The sequence below is a fragment of the Dickeya zeae NCPPB 2538 genome, from assembly GCF_000406165.1.
GTDB classification, from domain to species: Bacteria; Pseudomonadota; Gammaproteobacteria; order Enterobacterales; family Enterobacteriaceae; genus Dickeya; species Dickeya zeae.
Genome location: NZ_CM001977.1, coordinates 684682 through 705615 on the forward strand (window position 1 = coordinate 684682; position 20934 = coordinate 705615).

17 protein-coding genes and 1 pseudogene are annotated in these 20934 nt (G+C 54.7%); 12 read left to right on the forward strand and 6 right to left on the reverse strand.

What is annotated here, in order from left to right; translation table 11 throughout:
• Window positions 1-5: 5 nt before the first annotated feature.
• Window positions 6-911, reverse strand: coding sequence for a LysR family transcriptional regulator (locus tag DZE2538_RS03155; protein ID WP_019846253.1), 906 nt, complete (start codon window positions 909-911; stop codon window positions 6-8).
• Window positions 912-1022: 111 nt separating this feature from the next.
• Between DZE2538_RS03155 and budA the strand changes: the two genes are divergently transcribed.
• Window positions 1023-1811: an acetolactate decarboxylase gene (gene budA / locus DZE2538_RS03160; protein ID WP_012883363.1), complete on the forward strand. Its 789-nt coding sequence runs from the start codon at window positions 1023-1025 to the stop codon at window positions 1809-1811.
• Window positions 1812-1872: 61 nt separating this feature from the next.
• On the forward strand, window positions 1873-3552 hold the full coding sequence (gene alsS, locus DZE2538_RS03165) for an acetolactate synthase AlsS (protein ID WP_038915564.1): 1680 nt from the start codon (window positions 1873-1875) through the stop codon (window positions 3550-3552).
• 297 nt (window positions 3553-3849) lie between these two features.
• Here the strand turns inward: alsS and fucO are convergent, their stop codons facing one another.
• Window positions 3850-5001, reverse strand: coding sequence for a lactaldehyde reductase (fucO, locus tag DZE2538_RS03170; RefSeq protein ID WP_152486114.1), 1152 nt, complete (start codon window positions 4999-5001; stop codon window positions 3850-3852).
• Between the two features lie 663 nt (window positions 5002-5664).
• Here fucO and gcvT point away from each other — a divergent pair.
• The 3 genes and pseudogenes from gcvT to gcvP all read left to right on the forward strand — a co-directional run bounded on the left by gcvT (window position 5665) and on the right by gcvP (window position 10248).
• Entirely contained in the window at window positions 5665-6765 is a 1101-nt protein-coding gene (gene gcvT / locus DZE2538_RS03175; RefSeq protein WP_038913157.1) for a glycine cleavage system aminomethyltransferase GcvT, read from the forward strand.
• A gap of 31 nt (window positions 6766-6796) precedes the next feature.
• Entirely contained in the window at window positions 6797-7204 is a 408-nt protein-coding gene (gene gcvH / locus DZE2538_RS03180; RefSeq protein ID WP_012771094.1) for a glycine cleavage system protein GcvH, read from the forward strand.
• A 169-nt stretch (window positions 7205-7373) separates the two neighbouring features.
• A pseudogene (gcvP, locus tag DZE2538_RS03185) lies at window positions 7374-10248 on the forward strand (aminomethyl-transferring glycine dehydrogenase).
• Window positions 10249-10327: 79 nt separating this feature from the next.
• On the opposite strand, the gene DZE2538_RS03190 reads toward gcvP, so the two are convergent.
• Window positions 10328-10936, reverse strand: a complete 609-nt coding sequence (locus DZE2538_RS03190; RefSeq protein ID WP_019846260.1) for an HD domain-containing protein — start codon at window positions 10934-10936, stop codon at window positions 10328-10330.
• Between the two features lie 212 nt (window positions 10937-11148).
• On the opposite strand from DZE2538_RS03190, the gene trhA reads away from it, so the two are divergent.
• On the forward strand, window positions 11149-11799 hold the full coding sequence (trhA, locus tag DZE2538_RS03195; protein ID WP_038913159.1) for a PAQR family membrane homeostasis protein TrhA: 651 nt from the start codon (window positions 11149-11151) through the stop codon (window positions 11797-11799).
• A 70-nt stretch (window positions 11800-11869) separates the two neighbouring features.
• On the opposite strand, the gene ygfZ is transcribed toward trhA, so the two are convergent.
• Window positions 11870-12850 carry a tRNA-modifying protein YgfZ gene (gene ygfZ / locus DZE2538_RS03200; RefSeq protein WP_038915567.1) on the reverse strand — a complete coding sequence of 327 codons (981 nt, stop codon included), beginning with the start codon at window positions 12848-12850 and terminating at the stop codon, window positions 11870-11872.
• A gap of 309 nt (window positions 12851-13159) precedes the next feature.
• Here ygfZ and sdhE point away from each other — a divergent pair, with 309 nt between their 5' ends.
• A complete protein-coding gene (gene sdhE, locus DZE2538_RS03205; protein ID WP_016943577.1) occupies window positions 13160-13426 on the forward strand; it encodes an FAD assembly factor SdhE in 267 nt (88 codons plus the stop codon).
• Window positions 13407-13838, forward strand: coding sequence for a protein YgfX (locus tag DZE2538_RS03210; RefSeq protein ID WP_038915568.1), 432 nt, complete (start codon window positions 13407-13409; stop codon window positions 13836-13838). Before sdhE ends, DZE2538_RS03210 begins: the two co-directional genes overlap by 20 nt.
• An 88-nt stretch (window positions 13839-13926) precedes the next feature.
• On the opposite strand, the gene fldB is transcribed toward DZE2538_RS03210, so the two are convergent.
• Entirely contained in the window at window positions 13927-14445 is a 519-nt protein-coding gene (gene fldB / locus DZE2538_RS03215) for a flavodoxin FldB (RefSeq protein WP_038913161.1), read from the reverse strand.
• Between the two features lie 176 nt (window positions 14446-14621).
• A complete protein-coding gene (locus DZE2538_RS03220) occupies window positions 14622-15947 on the reverse strand; it encodes an MFS transporter (protein WP_012883374.1) in 1326 nt (441 codons plus the stop codon).
• Between the two features lie 263 nt (window positions 15948-16210).
• Between DZE2538_RS03220 and xerD the strand changes: the two genes are divergently transcribed.
• The 4 genes from xerD (at window position 16211) to prfB (ending at window position 20933) form a co-directional block, all read left to right on the forward strand.
• Window positions 16211-17110 (forward strand): site-specific tyrosine recombinase XerD, encoded by a 900-nt coding sequence (xerD, locus tag DZE2538_RS03225; RefSeq protein ID WP_016943580.1) that lies wholly within the window; start codon window positions 16211-16213, stop codon window positions 17108-17110.
• 86 nt (window positions 17111-17196) lie between these two features.
• Window positions 17197-17913 (forward strand): bifunctional protein-disulfide isomerase/oxidoreductase DsbC, encoded by a 717-nt coding sequence (gene dsbC, locus DZE2538_RS03230; RefSeq protein ID WP_019846265.1) that lies wholly within the window; start codon window positions 17197-17199, stop codon window positions 17911-17913.
• A 23-nt stretch (window positions 17914-17936) separates the two neighbouring features.
• Window positions 17937-19667 carry a single-stranded-DNA-specific exonuclease RecJ gene (recJ, locus tag DZE2538_RS03235; protein ID WP_038915569.1) on the forward strand — a complete coding sequence of 577 codons (1731 nt, stop codon included), beginning with the start codon at window positions 17937-17939 and terminating at the stop codon, window positions 19665-19667.
• A gap of 167 nt (window positions 19668-19834) precedes the next feature.
• Window positions 19835-20933, forward strand: a protein-coding gene (gene prfB / locus DZE2538_RS03240) for a peptide chain release factor 2 (protein ID WP_152486115.1) whose coding sequence is annotated in 2 segments (ribosomal slippage) — window positions 19835-19909 and window positions 19911-20933 — 1098 coding nt in all. Because the reading frame shifts where the segments join, the coding sequence is not laid out codon by codon here.
• Window position 20934: the final 1 nt, after the last annotated feature.

Genomic DNA, 20934 nt, shown 5'->3' on the forward strand with positions numbered 1-20934 from the left:
TGAGGTCAGGCAGATTCAGGCGCTGCCCGCAGATAGTCGCGTACCAACTGTAACATGTTGAGTAGCGTGGCACTGCGGTCATGTTTACGCCAGATGACGGCAATCTGCGTGGTGAGGTGGGGGGTGTTGGTATCGTGGTAGGTCACATTACCGGTCTGGATGCTGGTCATCGATTCAGGGACGAAGGTCACGCCAAAGCCGGACGCCACCATACTGATGGTGGCGGTGAGGTGTGGTGCCAGCGGATTGATTTTGGGCTGATAACCCGACAGATAACAGGCGCGGACAATCAGGTCATGCAGGCTGGGGCAGAGTTCACGTGGGAAAATAATCAGCGGTTCATTCTGCAACTGCCCAAGATTGATTCGCGCTTGATCGCTAAATGGGTGGTTTTCCGGCAGCACCAGACGCATCGGCTCGTTAGCCAGTAGTTCACCTTCAAACTCTTCGCCGATGTTGTCTGGCAGGCGTACAAACGCGATATCGATGGTGCGGTTACGCAGGCTCTCCAGAATTTCATGGATGTGCTCTTCCCGCGGTTGTAGCCGTATTTTGGGGTAGTGTTGTCGATAGCGGCGCAGCAGTGTCAGCACCGCTGGGTGAAAAGTCACGGCACAGGAAAAGCCGACATTGATAACGCCGCTCTCGCCACGAGCGATGCTGCGCACCCTTTCCACGGCGGCATCGGTCAGTTCAAGAATATGGTTGGCGTCTTGATACAGCGCTTCACCTGCTTCCGTCATTTCCACGCCACGGGTTAGCCGCTTGAACAGCGGTGTGCCGATTTCTCGCTCAAGCTTTTGAATCTGCTGACTTAATGGCGGTTGTGATATGCCAAGGCTTTCCGCTGCACGGGTGAAATGCCGGGTTGAGGCCACTGCGACAAAATAGCGCAGATAACGTAATTCCATATATTTTCGATCTCCAATTGGCCACTTCTCTGTATTGGAACTTTGGTGTGACGACGGTCAATATTCAAGTGAAAGGTTAAATAAATTTAAGTTGATCACCGTCGGAAGGGAATGGATATGAAAGATGTTAACTGTGTCGACCCCTGTGTCAGGGAACTGGCCAGCTTTGCACTTCATCATCAGGAACAGCATCCAGAGTGCGTTATTTATCAGACTTCATTAATGAGCGGCCTTATTAATGGGGTTTACGAAGGCCACACCACCATGGAGGAGCTGCTTAAACATGGCGATTTTGGATTAGGAACGTTTAACGATCTTGATGGTGAACTGGTGGCGCTCAATAGCCGCATCTTTCAGCTTCGTGAAGACGGTAGCGCACGTGCGGCGTTGCCGTACCAGAAAACCCCCTTCGCGGTAATGACCTTTTTCCGGCCGACGGAACAAATTCATTTCGGACAGACCATCGGCCGCGAAGCGATTCATCAGCGCATTAATGAATTGATTGCAACAGATAATCTGTTTTGTGCCCTGCGGATAGATGGCCGTTTTAGCCATGCAGAAACCCGTACGGTACCCCGCCAGGAACGACCTTATAAACCGATGCTGGAAGCGATTGCCCAACAACCGACGTTTCGTTTCGAAGACTGTCAGGGCAGCGTGATCGGTTTCCGTAGTCCTGCCTATGTTCAGGGGATTAATGTGGCTGGTTATCATGAGCATTTCATCACCGACGATCGCAAAGGTGGTGGGCATCTCCTTGATTATCAATTGGAAGAGGGCGTACTGACCTTTGGCTCCATCGCCAGGCTGGTTATCGACCTTCCCCGTGACCGGGATTTCCTGAAAGCCAATTTATCCCCTGACGATCTCGATAGCGTCATTCACTCCGTAGAGAGCTGAGACATCGGATAGGTGTAGGTACTGAAAGCACAAGCACACTGTTATGCAGAGGATAAACATTATGGAAAATATGGATGGTCAACAGCACTGGAAGAGCGGTGCGGAGCTGATCGTAAAACATCTTGAGCAACAAGGCGTCAACTATGTCTTCGGCATTCCTGGTGCAAAAGTCGATCGCGTGTTTGATTCACTGGTGGACTCACCCATTCAGACCATTCCCGTCAGGCATGAAGCCAACGGCGCGTTTATGGCGGCGGCTGTCGGTCGCCTGACCGGTAAAGCCGGTGTGACGCTGGTGACATCGGGGCCTGGCTGTTCGAATCTGGTGACCGGGCTGGCTACCGCGACAACCGAAGGCGACCCGATGGTGGCGCTGGGAGGCGCGGTAAAACGTGCCGATCGCCTGAAGCTGACCCACCAAAGTCTGGATACCGTTAGCCTGTTTCAGCCCGTGACCAAATACAGTGCGGAAATCACCGTGTCGTCGGCGATTTCAGAAGTGATGGCCAACGCCTTTCGCGCCGCCGAATTTGGTCGTCCGGGGGCGGCGTTTATCAGCCTGCCGGAAGACATTGTTAACGAACCGGTTGATAGCCCGGTTCTGGCTCGAACCACGTTGCCGACCCTCAACAGTGCGCCGTATGCCGATGTCGAGCGGGTGGCCGGGCTTATCAAGAATGCTAAGAACCCGATCCTGTTGCTGGGGCTGATGGCCAGTCAACCGAAGAACGCTGAAGCGCTGCGCCGTCTGCTGCACCACAGCGGCTTGCCGGTCACCAGTACTTATCAGGCGGCTGGGGTGATCGACCAACAGCACTTTGACCATTTTGCCGGGCGGGTTGGGCTGTTTAATAATCAGGCTGGCGACAAGCTGTTACAGCAGGCCGATCTTATCGTGACGGTGGGATACAGCCCGGTGGAGTATGCCCCGGCGCTGTGGAATACCGGTAAGGCGACGCTGGTGCACATTGATGTGTTACCCGCTGAAGTGGAAAGTGCCTACCGCCCGGATGTGGAACTGGTGGGTGACATCAGCATCACCATCGATATGCTCAATGAGCAACTGGCCTCACCGATTGTGCTGTCGTCAAAAGCTCAGGCAATTTTGGAAGAGCGCCGTCAGTTGCGCCATCAACTGGCAACCCGCGCGATTAACATGGACGGCTTTGCCATTCACCCGCTGCGGCTGGTGCGGGTCATGCAAGATCTGGTCAATAAAGATGTGACCTTGTGCGTGGATATGGGCAGCTTCCATATCTGGCTGGCGCGCTATCTTTATAGCTTCCGTGCCCGTCAGGTGTTGATGACGAATGGACAACAAACCATGGGGGTGGCATTGCCGTGGGCGATTGCTGCCGCGTTGGTCAATCCTGGTCAGAAGGTGGTGTCAGTCTCGGGGGATGGCGGTTTCATGCAATCCAGTATGGAACTGGAAACGGCGGTACGGCTGAAATCCAACATCCTGCATATTATCTGGGTGGATAACGCCTACAACATGGTGGAAATTCAGGAAGAGAAAAAGTATCACCGTGCTTCCGGCGTCAAGTTCGGGCCCATCGACTTCAAAGCCTATGCGGAAGCCTTCGGTGCCAAAGGGTTTGCCGTGGAATCGGCGGCTGAACTGGTGCCGAAACTCTGGCAGGCGATGGACGTGGATGGCCCGGCGGTTATCGCCATCCCGGTGGATTATTCCGACAACCATTACCTGATGGAGAACGTCAACATCAGCCACCTGATTTAAGACGTCGTATCGTCAGTCATTCAGGCTCTTTCATCCTACCTGCTGCAGGATTTGCAGCCTTTTTGAGTGTAATTCGCTCATGATGCTCCTCGCGTCCTGAAGCCCCAAAATAGGGGGCTTCGCAAGCCCCACCGTGTTCTATGTTCCATGCGGTGGGGAACGCTGCCGATAGTGGCAGGACGCGCATTTTTTCGCTCGCTCCTCTATATCATGCCCTGTCGCTTTTACCAACGAACCGGTTATCACTTTCATCAGTGAGCGGTCAGTGTTGTGAGTAAGCAGGCAGTCGATATGTTTTCAGTAGATTGACTGGTATAACGCTGCTATTTCCTTCACTGTGGCTGGCCGCGGGTTGCCGCCAGTGCACACATCATCAAACGCGGCCTGCGCCAGCGTTGGGATATCCTGTTCTTTGACGCCGACCTGGCGCAATTGCGCCGGAATATCCACGTCCTGCGCCAGTTGCCGTACCACCTGAATCGCGGCTTCTCGCGCCTTGGGCAGCGGCATGCTGTCTGCTCCGGGTACACCCATCGCTACCGCGATGGCACGGAATTTCTCACCGGTGTATGGCGCATTCCAGGCCATGATATGAGGCAGCAGAATGGCGTTGGCGACGCCATGCGGGGTGTCATAAAACGCGCCCAGCGGGTGTGCCATGCCGTGTACCAGCCCCAGACCAACGTTAGAAAACCCCATCCCGGCGATGTATTGCCCCAATGCCATGTCTTCCACACCTTGCAGTTTCCCCGCGACGGAATCACGCAGCGAACGGCTGATGATTTCGATGGCTTTCAGGTGAAGCATGTCGGTTAACTCCCAGGCCCCTTGGGTAGTAAACCCTTCGATGGCGTGGGTCAGTGCGTCGATGCCAGTGGCTGCTTTGAGTGAGGCAGGCATACTGCTCATCATGTCTGCATCGATAAACGACACTATCGGGATATCGTGTGGGTCGACGCAGACGAACTTACGCCGTTTCTCCTCATCGGTGATGACATAGTTAATGGTCACTTCAGCGGCGGTGCCCGAGGTAGTGGGAATGGCGAAGATCGGTACGCTGGGTTTGCGGGTCGCGGCGACCCCTTCCAGACTGCGCACATCGGCAAATTCCGGGTTATTAATGATAATACCGATGGCCTTACAGGTGTCCTGCGGGGAACCGCCGCCAATGGCTATCAGATAATCCGCACCTGATGCCTGAAAGCGCTCAACCCCGTGACGAACAACGGCGATGGTTGGATTGGGAATCACGTCATCGTAAAGGTCGTAAGGCAGGCCAGCTTTATCCAGCAACCCGGTCACTTTGCCGGTTACACCGTACTTCACCAGTTCCTTATCCGTGACCACCAGCGCTTTACGAAAACCACGCCGCTGTACTTCTTCTGTCAGGTGGCGGATAGCGCCGCTGCCAAAGTAGGATGTTTCATTCAAAATCATTCTCTGTGTCACAATGAACGCCCCTTAATGTATTGATTTTTAAATATTGTGGCTGACCAGCTCTCCTTTTTTGCCGTCGGCTGGTAGTCGGTGATGGTTAATAATCAATCTAGTTCTGTCTACCGAGCCGGGAAACGAAAGCTCACGTTCGATTGATGCAAGTCAAACCTTTGCCGGATGGAGAGCCTGCCGATGCAGTCAGTGTGAAACCTGATGGGGTGGGTTGCCTTCTCGCGGTTGCCAGTAACCGCTCCACATTGTCGTTAGCGGGAAGATGTCCACGATGGTGATCACAAAATCAGCCTGTGCACGTGATGATTGAGGGCACCTCGATTGCCTGAAATAATCTAATTTTAGGGTTTTTTCGCATTACTTTATCTAATTTAAATGACTGATTTTGGTTTTGATATCACACCATAAAACTATTTTTTAATAATGACTGTTGCCAATTTTACTTTAGTTTTTGGTTTTTAATTTCAATTAATTAAAAATTAACAGGATTATATGCTTTGTGGCTGTTTTGTATATTGGTTGGGGTTTTATCTTTTTATATAGATAAACTTATGGTTATGGGAGTGGTGGAACGCCGACTTCAGTGGTAAGTTCAGGTGCAGGATAAACGTTTGCGTCGTGAGGTCTGGCGTCACAACGCACGGCTAACGTAGAGAGAAAAGAATGGCAAACCACACCCCGTTATATGAACAGCATCTGGCCGATGGCGCCAAAATGGTGGATTTTCATGGCTGGATGATGCCGCTGCATTATGGCTCCCAGTTGGATGAACATCATATTGTACGCAGCAGTGCTGGCATGTTTGATGTGTCGCACATGACTATCGTGGATTTGCGCGGTGCCCGTGTCCGCGAATTTTTGCGTTACCTGTTGGCGAATGACGTTGCCAAACTGACCCAGCCCGGCAAGGCGCTCTATACCGCGATGCTGACGCCGTCTGCTGGCGTGATTGACGATTTAATCGTGTATTTCCAGACCGAAGACTATTTCCGGCTGGTGGTGAACTCCGCCACGCGCGAGAAAGATTTGGCCTGGATTACCGAACATGCCGCTTCCTTCCAGGTTGCGATTACCGAACGCGAAGACCTGTCGCTGATTGCGGTGCAAGGGCCGCAGGCACAGGAGAAAGTGCGTAGCCTGCTCAGTGATGCACAGCGTGACATCATTGCGGGCATGAAACCTTTCTTTGGTTTGCAGGCTGGCGACCTTTTTATCGCCACCACTGGCTATACTGGCGAAGCAGGCTATGAAATTGCGTTGCCGCAGGAACTCGCGGTCAACTTCTGGCAACAATTGCTGGCTGTTGGCGTAAAACCCTGTGGGCTGGGTGCACGTGACACGTTGCGTCTGGAAGCGGGCATGAATCTGTACGGTCAGGATATGGATGAAACCATCTCTCCACTGGCAGCCAACATGGGCTGGACTATTGCCTGGCAGCCGGAAGACCGTCAGTTTATTGGCCGTGATGCGCTTGAACGTCAGCGTTCCGAAGGCACTGAACAGTTGGTCGGTTTGGTGATGACGGAAAAAGGCGTACTGCGTCACGGTCAGCCGGTTCGCTTTACCGATAATCATGGCGTGATGCAGGAAGGGGTGATCACCAGCGGGTCGTTTTCGCCTACGCTGGGCGTCAGCATTGCGCTGGCCCGTGTGCCCGCCGGTATCGGCGAGCAGGCAATCGTGCAGATTCGCAATCGTGAGATGCCGGTGCACGTGACCAAACCGAATTTCGTCCGCGCAGGCAAAGCGCTGGTTCAGTTTTAATTTTTGGCATTAATGGAAGGAGAAGGTGGCAATGAGCAATGTTCCGGCAGAACTGAAATATACCTCATCCCATGAGTGGGTGATGGCGGAAGGCAATGGCGTTTACAGCGTAGGTATCACCGAGCATGCCCAGGAATTGCTGGGTGACATGGTGTTTGTCGATCTGCCGGAAGTCGGCAGTACGGTGAATGCTGGCGACGACTGCGCGGTTGCGGAATCCGTCAAGGCGGCATCTGATATTTACGCGCCGATCAGCGGTGAAATCGTGGAAATCAACGAAGAGCTGGAAGGTGCGCCGGAATTGGTAAACAGCGCGCCTTACGCTGAAGGCTGGTTGTTCCGCATCAAAGCCTCTGACGAAGCCGAACTGAACGAATTGCTTGATGCCGCTGGCTATCAGGCACTGCTGGAAGAAGAAGACAGCGACGAAGAAGAATAAGCCTGACGCCCCGTTTGCTTCCCGCTACGGGGCGTTTTTATGGTCCGCCTGGTTTTGCTATTGGTTTGTTTTGTGAATGGTTTGCTTGTTTTTCTGAATAATTTTCTTGTTTTATGAATTAGTTAATTGCGCTGCACATCACTGTGCCAAATGCAGGAAATTCCCCCACATGACCCAGACTCTCAGTCAACTCGAACACGGCAGTGCGTTCACCGAGCGCCACATCGGCCCATCAGCGACTCAGCAACAGCAGATGCTGACCGCCATTGGTGCGGCTTCGCTGGACGAACTTATCCGTCACATCGTACCTGCTGATATCCAGTTACCTCAGCCACCAGCGGTGGGCGACGCCGCCACCGAATATCAGGCGCTCGCTGAACTCAAAGCCATCGCCAGCCGCAACCAGCGTTATAAGAGCTATATCGGCATGGGGTATCACGCCGTGCTGACGCCGCCGGTGATTTTGCGCAATGTACTGGAAAACCCAGGTTGGTATACCGCGTATACGCCGTACCAGCCGGAAGTATCGCAGGGGCGTCTGGAAGCGTTGTTGAATTTCCAGCAATTGACACAGGACCTGACCGGGCTGGAGCTGGCTTCCGCCTCGTTACTGGATGAAGCGACCGCCGCTGCGGAAGCGATGGCGATGGCTAAACGTGTTAGCAAGCTCAAGCAGGCCAATCGTTTCTTTGTCGCCGACGATGTTCACCCACAGACGCTGGATGTGGTGCGTACCCGTGCTCAGACCTTTGGTTTTGAGATAGTGACCGGCAACGCCGCTGACGCGGTGAAATACGACGACGTGTTCGGCGTGTTGTTGCAACAGACAGGCACCACCGGCGAGTTGCACGACTATCGTGCGTTGATGACCGAACTGAAAGAGCGGAAAGTCATCATCAGTGTGGTGTCGGACATGATAGCGCTGGTGCTGCTGGCGGCACCCGGCAAACAGGGCGCGGACATTGTGTTGGGCTCTGCCCAACGTTTTGGCGTGCCGATGGGGTACGGCGGTCCGCACGCGGCATTTTTCGCCTGTCGTGATGAATACAAACGTGCGATGCCGGGCCGTATTATCGGTGTTTCCCGCGATGCGGCCGGTAACACCGCGCTGCGTATGGCAATGCAGACTCGTGAACAACATATCCGCCGGGAAAAAAGCCAACTCCAATATCTGTACCTCTCAGGTGCTGCTGGCCAACATTGCCGGGATGTACGCGGTGTATCACGGTCCGCAGGGGCTGAAACGCATTGCCGGGCGTATCCATCGTTTGACCGATATTTTGGCCGCCGGTTTGACGGCGCGCGGTCTGACGCTGCGTCATCAACACTGGTTCGATACTCTGACCGTTGAGGTCGCGGATAAAGCGGCCGTACTGGAGCGTGCGGTGAGCGCCGGTATCAACCTGCGCGCCGATCTGGATGGTGCGGTTGGCATCGCATTGGATGAAACCACTGGTCGTGATGACGTTCTGGCGCTGTTCGCTGTCTTGCTGGGTGACGCGCATGGTCTGGACATCGACACGCTGGATGCGGCGGTCAGCGGGCAGTCGGCGTCGATACCCCCAGCCTTGTTGCGCAGTGACGACATCCTGACTCACCCGGTGTTCAATCAATACCACAGTGAAACCGAGATGATGCGTTATCTGCACCGTCTGGAAAGCAAGGACCTGGCGCTGAATCAGGCGATGATCCCGCTCGGTTCCTGCACCATGAAACTCAACGCGGTGGCAGAAATGCTGCCGATCACCTGGCCGGAATTTGCTGAGCTGCACCCGTTCTGCCCCACTGAACAGGCGCTGGGGTATCGTCAGTTGATCACACAGTTGTCCGAGTGGCTGGTGCAACTGACCGGTTATGACGCGGTGTGTATGCAGCCCAACTCCGGTGCGCAGGGCGAATACGCCGGTTTGCTGGCTATCCGTCGTTATCATGAAAGCCGTAACGAAGGCGAGCGTACTCTGTGTCTGATCCCGAGTTCCGCCCACGGCACCAACCCGGCTTCCGCACAGATGGCGGGGATGCAGGTGGTGGTGGTGGCCTGTGATAAACAGGGGAACATCGACCTGCACGACCTGCGGGAAAAAGCGCAGCAGGCGGGGGATAAGCTCTCCTGCATCATGGTGACGTACCCGTCTACCCACGGCGTGTATGAAGAAACCATCCGTGAAGTGTGCCAGATTGTCCACCAGTACGGCGGTCAGGTGTATCTGGATGGTGCCAACATGAACGCGCAGGTGGGGATTACCTCGCCAGGTTACATCGGCGCGGACGTGTCGCACCTTAACCTGCACAAGACCTTCTGCATTCCCCACGGCGGTGGTGGCCCGGGCATGGGGCCTATCGGCGTGAAAGCGCATCTGGCACCGTTCGTGCCGGGCCATCAGGTGGTGGAAATGGACGGCGTGCTGACCCGTCAAGGGGCGGTTTCCGCTGCGCCGTTCGGTAGCGCCTCTATCCTGCCGATCAGTTGGATGTATATCCGTATGATGGGCGCTGAGGGGCTGAAGCAGGCCAGCCAGATGGCGATTTTGAACGCTAACTATGTGGCGACGCGCCTGAAAGACGCCTACCCGGTGTTGTACACCGGCCGTGATGGTCGCGTAGCGCATGAGTGCATTCTGGACATTCGGCCGCTGAAAGACAGCACTGGCATCAGCGAGATGGATATCGCCAAACGTTTGATTGACTATGGATTCCATGCACCGACGATGTCGTTCCCGGTCGCGGGTACACTGATGATCGAGCCGACCGAGTCAGAAAGCAAAGTAGAGCTGGACCGCTTTATCGACGCGATGCTGGCGATTCGCGCGGAGGTAGACCGTGTTGCCGCCGGTGAATGGCCGCATGACGATAACCCACTGGTGAACGCACCGCATACCCAGACCGAACTGGCGGCCGACTGGTCACATCCGTACAGCCGTGAACTGGCGGTATTCCCGGCCGGGCAGACCCACAAGTACTGGCCTGCGGTAAAACGTCTGGATGACGTCTACGGTGACCGTAACCTGTTCTGTTCTTGCGTGCCGATGAGTGAGTATCAGTAAACGCAACGCTTGTTGTGAATAACCGGGAGGCATGAGCCTCCCGTTTTTCTTTGTGCCGACTCTTAGCACCAGCGGCAGATTACTTCAGCCAGCCTTTCGCCTGCGCATCTTCCAGATGCTGCTTCAGATAACCCCACAGCGCCGGATTAATATCCTGAATAAAATCGTTACGGCTCAACACCTGTTCCAGTCGAATGCCGTGTTCTACCCAGCTCTGCCCGCCATTGTGCAGGTTCATCAGTACGGGCATAACGCGGTCGATCATCAAGGCAAAGCGAGCTTCTGCACTGTCACCGGCTTCGTATTCGTGCCAGAGCGCCAGAAACTGGTCATGCTGCGGTTGCGGTAGCAGACCAAAAATACGTGTGGCGGCTGCCTGTTCCTGCTGCTGAATAGCTTCGCGGGCTTTGAGGTCGTAAACCAGTACGTCACCGGCATCAATCTCTACGATGTCATGAATCAACGCCATTTTGAGTACGCGAGTGAGATCGATAGTGTCATCGGCATACGGCGCCAGGCTCATCACGGCGACGGCAAAATGCCAGCTGTGTTCTGCGGAGTCTTCCTGACGGTCAGTGCCGATTACCTTGGAACGGCGCTGAACACTCTTGAGTTTGTCGATTTCCATCAGAAATTTGACGACATCGGTCATGGGGCCGAAATCCAGTACGGGTAAAGCAGACGACATCCGTTAACCTCCTGTAATAAAGAGAGGTCATTGTAGGAGATATAGGGGGCGATGAACATGCAAGAATATCCCCCCGATGCAACGGATTTTTATTTTAGCGTACAGGTGTACACTGGAATTGTTCTCAGTTAATCTGCTCAAAACTTGCTCGGCGCGACAGTCTGTGTGTCGCAGTTACACAGAGTGAGGTAGGTATGGGACAAGAGGTTGGCATGAAGAAAAATGTGGGGGAACCCGGGTATACGCTGGCGGAAGAAATCGCCAACAGCATTAGCCATGGAATTGGTTGTGTGTTTGGGATAGTCGGGCTGGTGTTGCTGCTGGTACAGGCAGTGAACAACGGTGCCACGTCTTTGGCCATTACCAGCTACAGTCTCTATGGCGGTAGCCTTATCTTATTATTTCTTGCATCCACGCTGTATCACGCCATTCCGCATCAACGCGCAAAACGCTGGCTAAAGATATTTGACCATTGCGCCATCTATCTGCTGATTGCCGGAACCTATACCCCGTTTCTGTTGGTGGGGCTGGATTCACCGCTGGCACGAGGATTGATGATCGCCATCTGGAGTCTGGCGCTACTGGGTGTCATTTTCAAACTGGCGTTTGCACACCGTTTCGAAGTGTTGTCACTGATTACGTACCTGGTGATGGGATGGCTATCGCTGATTGTGGTGTACCAACTGGCGATGAAGCTGTCCATCGGCGGTGTGACGCTGCTGGCGATAGGAGGCGCGATATATACGCTGGGCGTGGTGTTTTATGTCTGCAAGCGGATTCCGTTCAATCACGCTATCTGGCATGGGTTTGTGTTGGGCGGCAGCGTATGCCATTTTCTGGCCATTTACCTGTATGTGGGGTAACGGCGCAGTGAGTGCGGTGAGTTGATAATCTCAGGGAGCGGTGGCTCCCTGAGGTTTTTTACCACATCGGTTATTCTGCGAGAGAATAGGGCAGCGGCTGAATCGCAAGCTGGCTGCTGCTATCGTCACGAACCCGCAGTACGCTGTCTGCGTCCAGATCGTTATTTAATACTGCCTGAACCCATAGCGTGCCGTCATGCAACTGGCTGCTCGCCAATACCGTACCGGTGCGCCGCCAGTTATCACCCAGTTTCAGTTCCAGCTCATCACCCACCGCAGGTGTCTGTGCGCCAGAGCCTGCCAGCCAGTACAGTGCGCGTTTATTGGCACCGCGGTATTTGGCTCGGGCGACCATTTCCTGACCGGCATAGCATCCTTTGGTGAAGCTAATACCTTGCAGCGCTTGTAAATTGGTGGCCTGCGGAATGAACTGCGCACTGTTGGCGCTGTCAATGACGGGGCGGCCCGCTGCTATCTCCAGCGCCAGCCACTGGCGGCTATCATTGAGCGTGATCTGCGCTTGCAGTGCGTCGATAACCGCAGCGGCACGTTGTGCATCCAGCACCAGTACGAAACGCTCGGCAGGCTGTGACAGGTGCACCAGCGTTGCGCCGGGGTGGTGTACGACGGCGTTATCGGCATCGGGCAGGGTATCGAACAGCGGGGCCAGATGACTACGGATGTTGTCGCCAGCGGCACCCAGCAATACCACGCTATCGTCAGCGGTGAGCGTGGTTTTGGAGAACACCGCGTATTTTTTCAGCTCTGCCAGTTGAGAATCGCGTACACTACGGCGCGCCAGATAAGCCAGTCCATCGCCATAATGGAATAAGTGTAGCGTGCTCCACATTTTTCCCTTGGCGTCACAGTGAGCGCACAGTACCTGCTCAGCGGCCTGCAACGCATTAACGTCAGCCGTGAGCTGCCCCTGAAGGTATTTGACGGTGTCAGGCCCGGTGAGGGTAACCAGCGCCCAGTCGTCCATCGACATCAGGGTGGCGGGGAGTTGAGCAGAAGAAAACAGCGGTTGTTCGGTAAACGGATGAGCCATATTACAATCCTGCGATGCGTAATGTCAGCGAATCATCCAATGGTAAAAGAGCGACAACGGTTTGCAAGCAGTTTAGGCTGTGTTCTGTCATCCGGTCGCTGATTAGCGCGTCTGGTAACATGAATCAGCAAAATGGCGCGAATCGTGCGATACACAAGGTATCGGTAAAATAGTACAGGCGCTAATACGCGAAAATATGTCAAAGTGTTACTATTGGTTGAAGGGCATCAGGTAGAATAGCATTACACTGGCGGTCGTTATCGACCCGCACGGATAACCAGACAGAACAGAGAAGTAGGCGACATGAGCATGGACATCAATAACAAAGCACGTATTCACTGGGCGTGCAGGCGTGGAATGCGCGAACTGGACATCTCTATCATGCCGTTTTTCGAGCATGAGTACGATACGCTGAGCGACGACGACAAGCAGCAGTTTATTCGTCTGCTGCAGTGTGACGATCCTGACTTGTTTAATTGGTTGATGAACCACGGCGAGCCGGGTGATCCCGGTTTGAAGCGGATGGTTTCCCTTATTCAGACGCGAAATAAAGATCGTGGCCCAGTGGCAATGTGATTTACGCGTATCCTGGCGCATGCAGTTGTTTTCGCTGCTAACGCACGGATTTCTGATGCTGATGATCCTGCTGGCTCCCTGGCCGGACGGCTACGCGCCGCTGTGGCTCGGGTTAGTGACGCTGGTCGTGTTTGACTTTGTGCGTAGCCAGCGAAGCATCAAATCGCGCCAGGGGGAGATTTCCCTGCGTGGCGATAACCAACTGCACTGGCAGCAACGTGACTGGCAGATTATCCGGCGACCGTGGTTCATGCGCAACGGCGTATTGTTATCGCTACGTGCGGTGGATGGTAAAGGGCAACAGCGTTTGTGGCTGGCATCAGACAGTATGGGGAGTGAGGAATGGCGGCTGTTACGTCAACAGCTGCAGCAGCCTGCGCTGCATGGAACGGAATCTTCCCGCCATCATTAACGGGCGAACGGTATTCGTGCGATTCAGGCGTGCCAGACACGCCTGAATGCTCATCTGGCCTGATGACATCAAATAACGCGACAGCGTGTCAAAGTAACTCTGCCATTTCCAGCAGGATTTGTTCGCACCATTGCTGAAGACGATCATCGCTCATGTCGTACTGATTTACCTCATCCAGCGCCAGGCCGACGAAATGCTTACCGTCTTCGGTGACGGGTTTGGGGCTGGTGAAATCGTAACCCGCCGTTGGCCAGTAGCCAATGAAGCGCACACCTAATGGTTTGAGCTGGTCATGCAACATGCCGAGCGCATCCAAAAACCATTCGCCATACCCTAACTGGTCACCCATACCGTAGAGCGCGACAATTTTTTCCTTCAGATTCAATGTTGGCAATTGCGCCCAGATGGCTTCCCAGTCTTCCTGTATCTCACCAAAGTCCCAGGTGGGGATGCCAAGGATCAGCATCTCGTAGTTTTCCATCTCCTGCGGCGCAACGTCTTTCACGTTATGCAGGTCAACCAGTTCCTCACCCAGAATGTCGCGGATTTTCTCTGCTGCCATTTCGGTGTAGCAGGTGCTGGTGCCGTAAAAAAGTCCTATCTTCATAAGCTGTCTGATCGTGATTGCATCAATAAAAGGCGATATTGCTGTGCGCTTAGCCTAACGGAATAACCGGGGAGCGTACAGGGTGGGGCGGAAGATGAGAGGACGGTAAGCAAGAAAGCAGGGACGACAACAGAGTGAAAACAGGGATGAAAGCAACGCCTTCATCCCTGTAAGACTTAACCGAGAGACTGGTGACGGGTTTCTTTTGTCAGCAGCAGTGCAATCAGCGTCAGCGAGGCCATGGCGGCGAGGTAAACACCGACATAGAACAGCCCATAATGGCTGGTCAGCCAGGCGGCGATATACGGCGCTACGGATGCCCCCAGAATCGAGGACACATTGTAGGAAAACGAGGCACCGGTATAACGCACTTCAGTGGGGAACAGCTCTGGCAACAGCGCACCCATCGGGCCGAAGGTCAGCCCCATCAGGCTCAGGCCGCAGACCAGAAAGGCCATAATCAGCATCTGGTTACCAGAGCCCAGCAGCGACGGGAACGCCATCGCGAAGACCAGCATAATGCAGGTTACGGTGATCATGGTCTTGCGACGACCGACGATGTCAGCCAGATAGCCTGCCACCGGGATCATCAGACCAAAACCAATCACCGCTATCATCAGCATCCATAGGAAGTTATTACGTGGAATGCCAAGCCCGGCCGGTGCTGGGGTGGTGCCGTAGGTCATGGAGTAGACGGTCATGATGTAAAACAGGGTATACGTTGCCAGCATAATGAAGGTGCCCAAAACGGTGGCTTTCACATGCTTGCTCAGCAGGGTACCCAAGGGTACACGTACCTGTTTCCCTTCTTTAGCAACTTTGGCGAACACCGGTGTTTCGTGCAAAGACACCCGCACATACAGGCCGATAATCACCAGAACTGCTGACGCGATGAACGGCACACGCCATCCCCAACTCATGAACTGCTCGTTAGTGAGCATCCAGGACAGCAGCAGGAAAGTACCGTTAGCGAAGAAGAAGCCGATGGGCGCACCCAACTGTGGGAATGAGCCGTACAACGCACGTTTGTGCGCCGGCGCGTTTTCGGTTGCCAGCAGCGCCGCGCCGCCCCATTCGCCACCGAGGCCCAGCCCCTGACCGAAACGGGCCAGCGCCAGCAGCAGTGGTGCCATAACGCCGATGGTTTCATAGCTCGGCAGCAAGCCGATTAAGACGGTGGAGATCCCCATGGTCAGCAGCGAGGCGACCAGCGTCACTTTACGCCCGACACGATCACCAAAGTGACCGAATAGCGCAGAACCGATAGGCCGGGCAACAAATGCGATGGCGAAGGTCGCCAGCGATTGTAGCGTAGCGGCGGTCGCATCCCCCTGCGGGAAAAAGATGTGCGGAAATATCAGCACGGCAGCGGTAGCATAAATGTAAAAATCAAAGAATTCGATGGCGGTACCGATCAACGAGGCGACCACCACCTTATTGCGCGAGTTGACTGGCGCTTCTGGTGCTTGAGTATCAATAGTGGATGAGATGGAGGCTTGCATAATTTTTTTGCTTTTTTGTAACACACGGACGCGCATTCTATGCATAGAAAAAAGTTCTTTTCAAACCACTGCGGCGGCTGAAGTCAAGCCTTGTGGTAACAGCATTCCGTGATCTGCATCAATAAGAAAATATAATCCCTTTCATGCTTCGTTTTGCCACAGGATGTGATGAAGTTGAGAATGATTACCGAATTGTACCCCGAACATACTCTGTCAGGCATAATGGCGGGAGAGTATGGTCTGCGGCATGGCAGGAGAGAGTAATGCAGAAACAGGATCAGGCCTTAATCGAGCAGTTTCTGGATGCCTTGTGGCTGGAGCGCAACCTGGCGGAAAATACGTTGTCGTCCTATCGCAATGATCTGTCCTCGCTGGCGGAGTGGCTGGCGCACCATGACCGTCATCTGCTGGAGGCGCAGCCGTCTGATCTGCAGGATTTTCTGGCTGAGCGACTGGAGGGCGGTTACAAGGCCACCAGTTCAGCGCGTTTGCTGAGCGCAATGCGGCGCTTGTTTCAGTATCTGTACCGGGAAAAGCAACGAGCAGATGACCCGAGTGCGCCGTTGTCTTCCCCTAAACTGCCGCAGCGATTACCGAAGGATCTCACTGAAGCACAGGTAGAAGCGCTGCTGGCGGCACCGGTTACCGATCAGCCGATCGAACTGCGGGATAAGGCGATGCTGGAACTGCTGTACGCGACTGGCCTGCGTGTATCGGAACTGGTGGGGCTGACGATGAGCGATGTCAGTCTGCGCCAGGGGGTGGTGCGCGTCGTGGGGAAAGGCAACAAGGAGCGACTGGTGCCGCTGGGGGAAGAGGCGGTGTACTGGCTGGAGCAGTATCTGGAGTACAGTCGTCCCTGGTTGCTAAACGGGCAGACGCTGGATGTGCTGTTTCCGAGTAACCGTGCCCAGCAGATGACGCGCCAGACGTTCTGGCACCGTATCAAGCACTATGCGACACTGGCATCTATTGACAGCAATAAACTTTCTCCGCATGTTTTGCGTCATGCCTTTGCAACCCACCTGCTGAATCACGGTGCGGATTTGCGAGTGGTGCAGATGTTGTTGGGCCACAGCGATCTTTCCACCACGCAGATTTATACCCACGTTGCGACGGAGCGGTTGAAACAACTGCATCAACAGCACCATCCCCGGGCGTGATGCCTCTGGGTCGATAGGATGATAATGGCGGTTTCCGCCTATAATGGATAAGCGCGGCGCTTGCGCCCTGAGAACAGGATAACTCCATGAAAAAACGTGTAATACTCCTTTCGTTGCTGACGCTGGCTTTCGGCAACATGGCACACGCGGATGACGCCGCGATTAAGCAGACGCTGAACCGTTTGGGAATACAGAACGCAGAAGTGAAAGATTCTCCCATCAGCGGGATGAAAACCCTGCTGACGGAGAATGGCGTGCTTTACATCACCGACGACGGTAAACACCTGTTGCAGGGGCCACTGTATGACGTCAGCGGTAAGGATCCGGTAAATGTCACCAATCATATTTTGAATGATCGTCTGAATGCCCTGAAAGACCAGATGATCGTTTATAAGGCACCACAGGAGAAACACGTCATCACCGTGTTTACCGATATCACCTGCGGCTACTGCCACAAACTGCATGAGCAGATCAAAGATTACAACGCGCTGGGTATTACCGTGCGTTATCTGGCTTTCCCTCGCCAGGGTATGAATTCTCAGGCAGCGAAAGACATGCAATCCATCTGGTGCGTCGCGGATCGCAACAAGGCGTTTGATGCGGCCATGAAAGGGGATGATGTCTCGCCGGCGACCTGTAAAACGGATATCGGCGCGCACTACCAACTGGGTGTGCTGTTTGGCGTGCAGGGGACACCGGCTGTCGTATTGAGTGACGGCACGGTGGTGCCGGGGTATCAGCCGCCTAAAGAAATGATGGCTATGCTGGAAGCGCACAAAGCCTCGCTGAAATCAGGCGGCTAATTGAATCGAGTGGTTAATCAAGCGTGAATGTTGTTACCCAACTCCGTCGCCGCCCGGTGACGGAGACGGAGTTACCTGACTCCCTCCCGGCATTATTACGTCGTTTATACGCCCAGCGCGGTGTGAGACAGGCGCAGGAACTGGAGCGCAGTCTGCGCGGGCTGCTGGATTATCGTCTGCTGAGCGGTATTGCTCAGGCCGTCGACGTGTTGTGTCGGGCGCTGGCGGAAGAGCGCCGCATTGTGATTGTCGGTGATTTTGACGCTGACGGTGCCACCAGTACCGCGCTGACGGTGCTGGCGCTGCGTAGTATGGGAGGACGAGAGGTTCAGTATCTGGTGCCCAACCGCTTCGAAGATGGGTATGGGCTCAGTCCCGAAGTGGTCGCTCAGGCGGCTGCCAAAGGGGCGGAGTTGATCGTTACCGTTGATAACGGCATTTCGTCCCACGCTGGGGTGGATGATGCGCACCTGCGAGGTATCGAGGTGGTAGTGACTGACCACCATTTGCCGGGGGACACCCTGCCAGCGGCAGAGGCGATGGTGAATCCTAATCTGGTGGATTGTGCGTTTCCGTCGAAGGCGTTAGCCGGCGTGGGCGTGGCGTTCTACCTGATGATGGCGTTGCGGGCTCGCCTGCGTGAGTCTGGCTGGTTTACTGAACGCGGGCTGGCCGAGCCTAATCTGGCGGAATTGCTGGATTTGGTGGCGTTGGGGACGGTGGCGGATGTGGTACCGCTGGACGCCAATAACCGTATTCTGGTCGCACAGGGACTGAGCCGCATCCGGGCCGGGAAATGTCGGCCGGGGATCCGCGCCTTGCTGGAAGTCTCTAACCGCGATGCTGCCCAACTGGTCGCCACTGATTTGGGCTTTGCGCTCGGGCCGCGCCTGAATGCTGCCGGTCGACTGGACGATATGTCCGTCGGGGTTGAGCTGTTGTTGTGCCATGACATTGTGCAGGCGCGGATGCTGGCCAGCGATCTGGATGCGCTCAACCAAAGTCGCCGTGAGATTGAAGCGGGGATGCAGGTAGAAGCGTTGCAGTTGTGCGAACAACTGGAGCGTAGCCGTGATACGTTGCCGCTGGGGCTGGCGATGTACCACCCGGATTGGCATCAGGGCGTGGTGGGCATTCTGGCGTCGCGCATCAAAGAGCGTTTTCACCGCCCGGTGATTGCGTTTGCACCGGCAGGCGACGGCATTCTGAAAGGCTCCGGGCGCTCTATCGCCGGGTTGCACTTGCGTGACGCGCTGGAGCGACTGGATACCTGTTATCCTGGCCTGATGCTGAAGTTTGGCGGTCATGCGATGGCGGCAGGGCTGTCACTGGTCGAAGATCGCTTTGACGAGTTTCGCCAGCGTTTTGCCGATCTGGTTGGCGAGTGGCTGGATGCTTCACAACTGGAAGGCGTGGTGTGGTCAGATGGCGAATTAGCCGTGCCTGAGTTGTCGCTTGGCACCGCCGAGATGTTGCGTGAGGCCGGGCCGTGGGGGCAGGCTTTTCCTGAGCCACTTTTCGACGGCCGTTTTCGCCTGTTGCAACAGCGGCTGGTTGGTGAACGCCATCTCAAGGTCATGGTGGAGCCTCTGGGTGGCGGCCCACTGTTGGATGGTATCGTGTTTAACGTGGATACCGTGCTGTGGCCTGACAGCAGCGTGCGTGAAGTCGAACTGGCTTATAAACTGGACGTTAACGAATTCCGCGGCAAACGCTCGGTACAACTGCTGATCGAGCACCTGTGGCCACTGTAGCGTACAGACGCTGAAATCGACGCCGGGTTTTCCCGGCGTTTTCTTTTCATCCGCCGGGACATCCCGCTAAAATCGGTAAAAAGCTATAAACCACGGCGTGGATCCGCTACAATTCGCGGTTTACATGCATTCTGTCATCGACAAACAACTATTAAGATCTTACGACCATGTTTGAAATCAATCCGGTAAAAAACCGCATTCAGGACCTGTCTGACCGGACAGCCGTTCTGAGGGGGTATCTTTGACTATGACGCCAAGAAAGAGCGTCTGGAAGAGGTAAACGCCGAGCTGGAACAGCCCGACGTTTGGAACGAACCTGAACGCGCGCAGGCGCTGGGGAAAGAGCGTTCCTCCCTGGAAATGATTGTCGACACCATTGATCAGATGGTTCAGGGGCTGGACGATGTCGCCGGCCTGCTGGAACTGGCGGTGGAAGCTGACGACGACGAAACCTTTAACGAAGCCATCGCTGAGCTGGATCTACTGGAAGACAAGCTGGGTCAGCTGGAATTCCGCCGTATGTTCTCCGGCGAGTACGACAGCGCTGATTGTTACCTCGATTTGCAGGCCGGTTCCGGTGGCACCGAAGCGCAGGATTGGGCCAGCATGCTGCTGCGTATGTATTTGCGCTGGGCGGAAAGCAAAGGCTTCAAAACCGAAATCATTGAAGAGTCTGAAGGCGAAGTCGCTGGCATCAAGTCTGCCACTATCAAGATTATGGGCGACTATGCGTTTGGCTGGCTGCGTACCGAAACCGGCGTACACCGTCTGGTGCGTAAGAGTCCGTTTGACTCGGGCGGCCGCCGCCATACGTCGTTCAGTTCCGCTTTCGTGTACCCGGAAGTCGATGACGATATTGATATCGAGATCAATCCTGCCGACCTGCGTATCGATGTGTATCGTGCTTCTGGTGCGGGTGGTCAGCACGTTAACCGTACTGAATCCGCGGTGCGTATTACTCACATCCCGACCAATATCGTGACGCAGTGCCAGAACGATCGCTCTCAGCATAAGAACAAAGATCAGGCGATGAAACAGCTGAAAGCCAAGCTGTATGAGTTCGAAATGCAGAAGAAGAACGCTGAGAAGCAGGCGTTGGAAGACAATAAGTCCGATATCGGCTGGGGTAGCCAGATTCGTTCTTATGTACTGGACGATTCCCGCATTAAAGATCTGCGTACTGGGGTAGAAACTCGTAATACCCAGTCGGTGCTGGATGGTGATCTGGACAAGTTTATCGAAGCAAGTTTAAAAGCGGGGTTATAAG